This is a genomic window from Luteococcus sanguinis (genome assembly GCF_039527675.1).
In the GTDB taxonomy this organism is placed as follows: domain Bacteria; phylum Actinomycetota; class Actinomycetes; order Propionibacteriales; family Propionibacteriaceae; genus Luteococcus; species Luteococcus sanguinis.
The window spans coordinates 17,226-19,944 of sequence record NZ_BAAAKI010000001.1 but is presented as its reverse complement, the minus strand read 5'-3'; the positions used below and the strand labels follow the sequence as shown (position 1 = coordinate 19,944).

The following is a 2,719-nucleotide window of genomic DNA, read 5'->3' as shown; positions in this document are numbered from 1 at the left end:
GCAGCGGCCGCCAGCGGCTCGCTGGCCGGCACCGCCGAGGTGAGCTTCACCTTCTCCGGCAACTCCTTCAAGAACCCCTACTACGCGGTCTGGGTCGAGGACGCCGAGGGTGAACTGGTGAAGACGCTGATGCTCTGCCACCTCTCGGGCGGCCAGGACCGTTGGCTGAACGAGCTGACGAAGTGGTACCAGGTCTCTGGCGGGTCCGACACCACGACCGAGGGCACCAAGCCCGCCGGCACCTACACCGCCAGCTGGGACGGCACCGACTCCACCGGCTCGAAGGTCGCCGCCGGCACCTACACCTTCTGCGTGGAGTCCGCCGTCGAGCACGGCAACTACTCCTATGTCTCGGCCGACGTCGACCTTGCCTCCGCCGCCACCCAGGCCGACCTCGGTTCGGACGGCGACCTGACGGCGGCGAGCGTCAAGTACACCGTCTGATCACCCAGGAAAGCCCGCGCTGCGCAGCACGACGCCCTCGCTCGTCACGAGCAGGGCGTCGTACTCGTCGCTGGCAGCCGCCAGCCAGTCCAACGCCTCATCCGGTGCCGGGACGCCACAGATGGTGGCCAGCACGTCCGCGGTCGCGGCGTCCGGCGCCAGGACGGTGGCCTGCGCCAGGTGGGTCACCGGCCAGCCCGTCCGCGGGTCCACGACGTGCCCGAACCACTGGCCGGCCACCCGGAAACCCCGGCGCGCCAAGCCGCTGGTGGCGACCGCACGGTTGCGCACCCGGATGGTGGCCAGCCGGTTGGCACGGTTGTCGGAAGGCCGCAGCGGGTCCTCGATGCCGACGCCCCAGTCGCCCTCGCCGTGGTGGCGCAGGTCGCCGCCAGCATTGAGCGCCACCCGCCGTACGCCCGGCAGGTCAGCGGCCAGCTCGAGTCCGCGGTCGACGATCCAGCCCTTCACGAAGGCATTCAGGTCCGCCCCGGCGCAATCCCCGACGCGGACGATGCGTCCGTCGTCGACCCGCCAGGGCAGGTCTCTGATGGAGGACGCCAGTTCGGCCATCTCCGCCCGATCGGGGACGACGTCCTCCCGTTCGGCGCGCAGCCAGCGTTCCCGCAGCACCTCGCAGGCCGGGTGGTAGGCGCCGTCGCCCGCGGCAAACCAGCCGGCGGCTTCTGCGAGCACCTGGCGCAGTTCCGGCGGGAACCGCACGTCACCGTCCTCAAGTTCTCCACGGCGCCATTGGCAGAGCGCGGAGGACTCGTCCCAGGTCGTGAAGACGGCACTGAGCCGCTGCACCTCGGCCAGCGCCACACCCTGCGCCTGCTCAGCCGTCTGGTCATCGGTACCCCAGACCTGGATGCGCAGGTCGGTGCCCATCACGGGCTGGAAGGTGGCATCCGCGATGCCGTCCGGCAGTCCCGGGACGAGGGGTCCCACGGGCTGGTCGGGCAGGGGCGGCGGGATCTGTGGCACGGGGCAAGTGTCCCAGTCGGGCTGGATAATTCCATGGGTCCGCTGTGAGCGATTGGCAGCCCGTCGAGGCCCCCTGTGCCGTTAGCGTGGTGCCATGAAGTTTCTCAAGTGGCTTTTCGTCCTGCTCGGCCTCGCTGCCCTGATCGGTGCTGGTGTCCTCCTCGGCCGCGTCTGGGTCGACATCGGCCGTCTGATGTCCGCCGTCCGCGCCTACAACACCGGTGTCAAGGATCCGTGGCAGATGATCGTCATGACCGCCGGCATCGGCGCCCTCGGCGGTCTGCTGCTCGGTTGGGGCATCGGCCTTCCCTCGCGCAGCTCCCGCGCGGTGCGGGCGGCCTACCGCGAGGAGCTCGAGGCTCGCGGCATCCAGATCGAGCGCAACTGAGGCATCCAGCTTGGTGTGCCGCCTGCACGGCGGGGCGCCGTTCTGCCATGCGCTGACACCACGGCCCGTACCTCGTGTCCGCACGAGCGCACTCGCTACCGTTGACAGTGTCGTGACCGCGAACGCGTGGTCCCCCGCACCAGGAGAGGCACCCCCATGGGAATCCTTGACATGTTCAAGCAGCACCAGCAGGACGTCCAGGTCACCCGCCGGGCGCTCGACGAGGCCAACGACCCCGGCGCAGACCAGGGTGCCATCGGCCGCTTGGTGGAGCAGGTGTTGAGCATCGGCATCGACGGCAAGGGTCCCTACGACTCGGCCGTGAAGGTCGCCGAAGCCGCGCTGAAGGATGCTGACGGCAACGTCGAGGAGGCCATCGACAAGCTGGTCCGCAAGCACGTCGTCGGCGGCGCTGCTGGTGGTTTCGCCACCTCCGTCGGCGGCTTCGTCACGATGCCGGTCGCCATCCCGGCGAACGTCCTCGAGTTCTACGTCCAGGCCACGCGTATGGTCGCGGGCATCGCGCACCTGCGTGGCTATGACATCTCCCGGCAGAACATCCGCACCGCGATGCTGCTCACCATGAGCGGCGCCAACGCGGACGACATCCTGGGCCGCGCCGGCATGACCACCGGCAGTGGTCGGGTCGCCTCCATCGCCCTGCGTCGCCTGCCCAAGTCCGCGATGATGATGGTCAACAAGGCCATCGGCTTCCGCCTGCTGCGCAGCGTCGGCGAGGGCACGCTGGCCCGTCTCGGTCGCGGCATCCCGCTTGCCGGCGGCGGCATCGGTGCTGCGCTGGACGGCTACATGATGAACAAGATCGGCGAGCAGGCCCAGAAGGAGTTCCCGGCGGCGGCAGCCGCCGAGGCCAACGCCCTCTGACGCTGCTGCGCACAC

4 protein-coding genes are annotated in these 2,719 nt (G+C 69.8%); 3 read left to right on the top strand and 1 reads right to left on the bottom strand.

The genetic code is table 11. The features are described from left to right. A partial coding sequence (locus ABD089_RS00105; RefSeq protein WP_343884113.1) for a DUF2271 domain-containing protein occupies positions 1–444 on the top strand: 444 nt, incomplete at its 5' end. On the opposite strand, the gene ABD089_RS00100 is transcribed toward ABD089_RS00105, so the two are convergent. After that, positions 445–1,431 (bottom strand): FAD:protein FMN transferase, encoded by a 987-nt coding sequence (locus tag ABD089_RS00100; protein ID WP_343884112.1) that lies wholly within the window; start codon positions 1,429–1,431, stop codon positions 445–447. A gap of 94 nt (positions 1,432–1,525) precedes the next feature. Here ABD089_RS00100 and ABD089_RS00095 point away from each other — a divergent pair, with 94 nt between their 5' ends. Both ABD089_RS00095 and ABD089_RS00090 read left to right on the top strand, forming a co-directional pair. Beyond that, positions 1,526–1,819 carry a hypothetical protein gene (locus ABD089_RS00095; protein ID WP_343884111.1) on the top strand — a complete coding sequence of 98 codons (294 nt, stop codon included), beginning with the start codon at positions 1,526–1,528 and terminating at the stop codon, positions 1,817–1,819. A gap of 156 nt (positions 1,820–1,975) precedes the next feature. After that, complete coding sequence (locus tag ABD089_RS00090) at positions 1,976–2,704, top strand: EcsC family protein (RefSeq protein WP_343884110.1); 729 nt, start codon at positions 1,976–1,978, stop codon at positions 2,702–2,704. Positions 2,705–2,719 lie beyond the last annotated feature (15 nt).

What these genes read in the sequence shown, in the direction of transcription:
- ABD089_RS00090 (WP_343884110.1), top strand. Translation starts at nt 1,976, where the DNA reads ATGGGAATCCTTGACATGTTCAAGCAGCACCAGCAGGACGTCCAGGTC.
- ABD089_RS00095 (WP_343884111.1), top strand. Translation starts at nt 1,526, where the DNA reads ATGAAGTTTCTCAAGTGGCTTTTCGTCCTGCTCGGCCTCGCTGCCCTG.